General features: G+C 64.5%; 4 protein-coding genes. 3 read left to right on the top strand and 1 reads right to left on the bottom strand.

Features of this window, described 5'->3' with window-relative positions; genetic code table 11:
* The coding region (locus tag QT222_RS03285) for an ATP-dependent DNA helicase (RefSeq protein ID WP_491476297.1) at positions 1-1,966 on the bottom strand (1,966 nt) is incomplete at its 3' end.
* A gap of 119 nt (positions 1,967-2,085) precedes the next feature.
* Between QT222_RS03285 and QT222_RS03280 the strand changes: the two genes are divergently transcribed.
* The 3 genes from QT222_RS03280 to QT222_RS03270 form a co-directional block, all read left to right on the top strand.
* The gene (locus tag QT222_RS03280) at positions 2,086-2,331 is read left to right on the top strand and encodes a ferredoxin (protein ID WP_004058813.1); all 246 of its coding nucleotides are present in this window, start codon (positions 2,086-2,088) and stop codon (positions 2,329-2,331) included.
* Between the two features lie 70 nt (positions 2,332-2,401).
* Positions 2,402-2,605, top strand: a complete 204-nt coding sequence (locus QT222_RS03275; protein WP_152418704.1) for a hypothetical protein — start codon at positions 2,402-2,404, stop codon at positions 2,603-2,605.
* Between the two features lie 4 nt (positions 2,606-2,609).
* A partial coding sequence (locus tag QT222_RS03270; RefSeq protein ID WP_491476296.1) for a DUF7089 family protein occupies positions 2,610-2,806 on the top strand: 197 nt, incomplete at its 3' end.

The following is a 2,806-nucleotide window of genomic DNA, read 5'->3' as shown; positions in this document are numbered from 1 at the left end:
GTTCGGTGTAGGTCTCTCGGTCGCCGGATTTCAGGTACAACTGGTACATATCCGGCGTCCGGCAGACGAGGTGATAGAGACCGAGCGGGGTCGGGTAGGTCTGGTCGGTTTCGAACTCGTCGTCGGTACCGTTGTCGGCACCGTCGTTGCTTCCACTGTCGCCGCTTCCGCTGTCGTCGGCACCGTCGTCGCTTCCGCCACCGTCGCCTGTCGAGACCATCTCGCTCGCCCGCTGGAATCCGCCGGGGGCATCGTCAGCGTCTGCGTCCGTCTTCTGTTTGGGCTTCTCGGGCGTCTCTCCGGCCAGTGCGCGAAGTTTCTCGGAGCGGTGCTTCGCACCCCATTCGAGACCGTCGATGATTTCGGCGGCGCTCATCGGGTCCAGATAGAGCCGCGAGACGGTGTGACCGACGGGTGTCGCCTGAATTCTTTCGCCCTCAAACTCGATGAAGCCGTTCACTTCGAGGTAGTCGAGCACGCGGTCTGTCACCCGTCCCAATCGCTCCGGGTCGTCGGTCTGCGTGGCGTAGAGCGTCTGGTCGAGGAATTCGAGCAATCCCTCGCGGGTGTGGGCGAACCCGGATGCGACGGTTGCGAGGAGGTGCGTCCGAAGCGCGGGTTCGGCCGCCAGTTTCGAGCGGACGTCCTCCGCTTCGGCCCAGATGTACCGCTCGAACAGTTCGTCGCGGGTGTCGGCGTCGTTGGCGAGTAGCACCGCCTCGCCGTAGGGGTCGAGACCGGGGCGACCGGCGCGACCCATCATCTGATGTACTTCGAGTACGTCGAGCGGTTTCATCCCGCCGTAGTCGCCGTCGTAGCGCTGCCAGTCGCGGATGATGACACGACGACTCGGCGTGTTGACACCGGCGGCGAGCGTCGGCGTCGCGCAGATGCACTTGATGAGTCGGTCGCGAAAGGCGTCTTCAACGAGGGTTCGGTGCTCCGAGGCGAGACCGGCGTGATGGAACGCCGCACCCTTGGCGACGGCTTTGGCGAGGTCCTCGGAAGTTTCGGTGTCGGACACGTCGCGTATCTCGGCGGCCAACTGCGCGAGTTCGCCGCGTTCGTCGCCGGTGATGTACTGTTCTGTTACGTCGGCCATCCGCCGGGCCGCGGACTCCGCGTTGCGTCGAGAGTTGACGAAGACGAGCGACGAACCCTGGTCGTCGTCGTCGTCGCCGTCGAGCGCGTCGGCGACGAGCGCCGGTGCCTGCCGCTCGCCGCGCCCGACGGGAACCTCGCGTTGGCTCCCGTCGTCGAACGAGATTGCGTTGCCGTAGTGGACGCCCATCTTGAGGTCGATGGGTCGCCAGTCGGAGTGGACGAGCTCGGCGTCCAGCCAGTCCGCCACCTCGCCCGCGTTGCCGACGGTCGCCGAGAGGGCGACCACCTGTAAGTCCGGGTTAAGTCGGCGAAGCTTCGCCAGCGTGACTTCGAGTGTCGGACCTCGGTGGCGGTCGTCGACGAGGTGAACTTCGTCGGAGACGACGCAGGTGAGTTGCTCCAGCCACGCCGCGTTGTTTCGGACGAGCGAGTCCACCTTCTCGGAGGTCGCGACGATGATATCGCGCGAGGAGAGCCATTCGCCGCTGGACTCGTAGTTGCCGGTCGAGACGCCCACGTCGATGCCGTACTCCTCCCACCGCTCGAACTCGGCTTTCTTCTCCGAGGCGAGCGCTCTGAGCGGGACGATGTAGAGTGCTTTCCCACCGGTAGAACCGCTGGGAAGTTCTCCCGAGCCATCCGAGCGCGGCTCGGGGACGCCGCGTGCGACGCTCGATAGCATCGCGAGTTCGGCGACGAGCGTCTTTCCGCTTGCCGTCGGGACGGCGGCGACGAGACTCTCACCGTCGGTCAGGCCGGCCTCGACGGCCTCGGCCTGCGGCGGGTACAACTCCTCGATGCCCTCGTCGTGGAGGGCCTCGGGAATCCCCGTCGGCAGGCCCGTCAGGTCCGCTGTTCGCATTGCATCCCCCTTGGTCCGTCCTTCGGTTTAAGGCATCGGGTCGTCGCGCTCGTACCAACCCGGCTCTTTCGCCGCCGAGCGTCGGCAGGGCTATGTACGGCCCGGCGGAAAATGATGGTATGAGAGTCGAGTACGACCGCGACACCTGCATTGGTATCTTCCAGTGTGTCGACGAGTGGGACGCGTTCCAGAAGAATCTCGACGACGGCAAGGCTGACCTCGAAGGCGCAGCGGAGGCCGACGACGACGTGTTCGTCCGCGAGATTCCCGAGGACGCCGAGTTCGACGCGAAGTTCGCCGCCCGCGTCTGTCCCGTCGAAGCGATTCGCATTATCGACGACGACGGCGAACAACTCGTCCCCTGAGACGGTTCGATTCGGTTCGTTCCACCCGCTCCGCTCCGTTTTGTGACCTTTCGCAGGTTCTATTAGAAATATGAACAGTGTGACGACGGACCGTGGGTCCCGTCCCCGAACCCCTTCGTTTCGAGTGGAGATTCGCCCGACGTCAGACTGTACAACTTTAAGCGTCGGGGGTAGTAATCGTGCCACTATGAGCCAAGCGACGAAAATCGTGCTCGGTACCGTCGGCGTGTCGGCCGTGTTGGCCGTCGTGCTCGTCGGGATGAGCCTCGCCTGAGGAAATGTTTGAGACGCGCACACTGCCGTCGGACCTCGAATCGATACGCGACGAGTACGCCCCCAGCGCACTCGTCTTGAATGTAAGCGGGGATTTCGACACTATCCCCCCGGAAGCAGCGGAGAACCTCGGTCTCGTGGTCGATTCGCTCTCCCCGGCGGCGTATCCCGCTGAGTGGCTACCAGACGATGTCCCGAAGGC

The sequence above is a fragment of the Haloferax sp. s1 genome, assembly GCF_058382125.1.
Note: the sequence above shows the minus strand (reverse complement) of the source record. Positions and strands in the feature narration are given on the sequence as shown.

Coding starts and splice junctions, on each gene's coding strand:
- QT222_RS03280 (WP_004058813.1), top strand. CDS start 2,086: ATGAGAGTCGAGTACGACCGCGACACCTGCATTGGTATCTTCCAGTGT.
- QT222_RS03275 (WP_152418704.1), top strand. CDS start 2,402: ATGAACAGTGTGACGACGGACCGTGGGTCCCGTCCCCGAACCCCTTCG.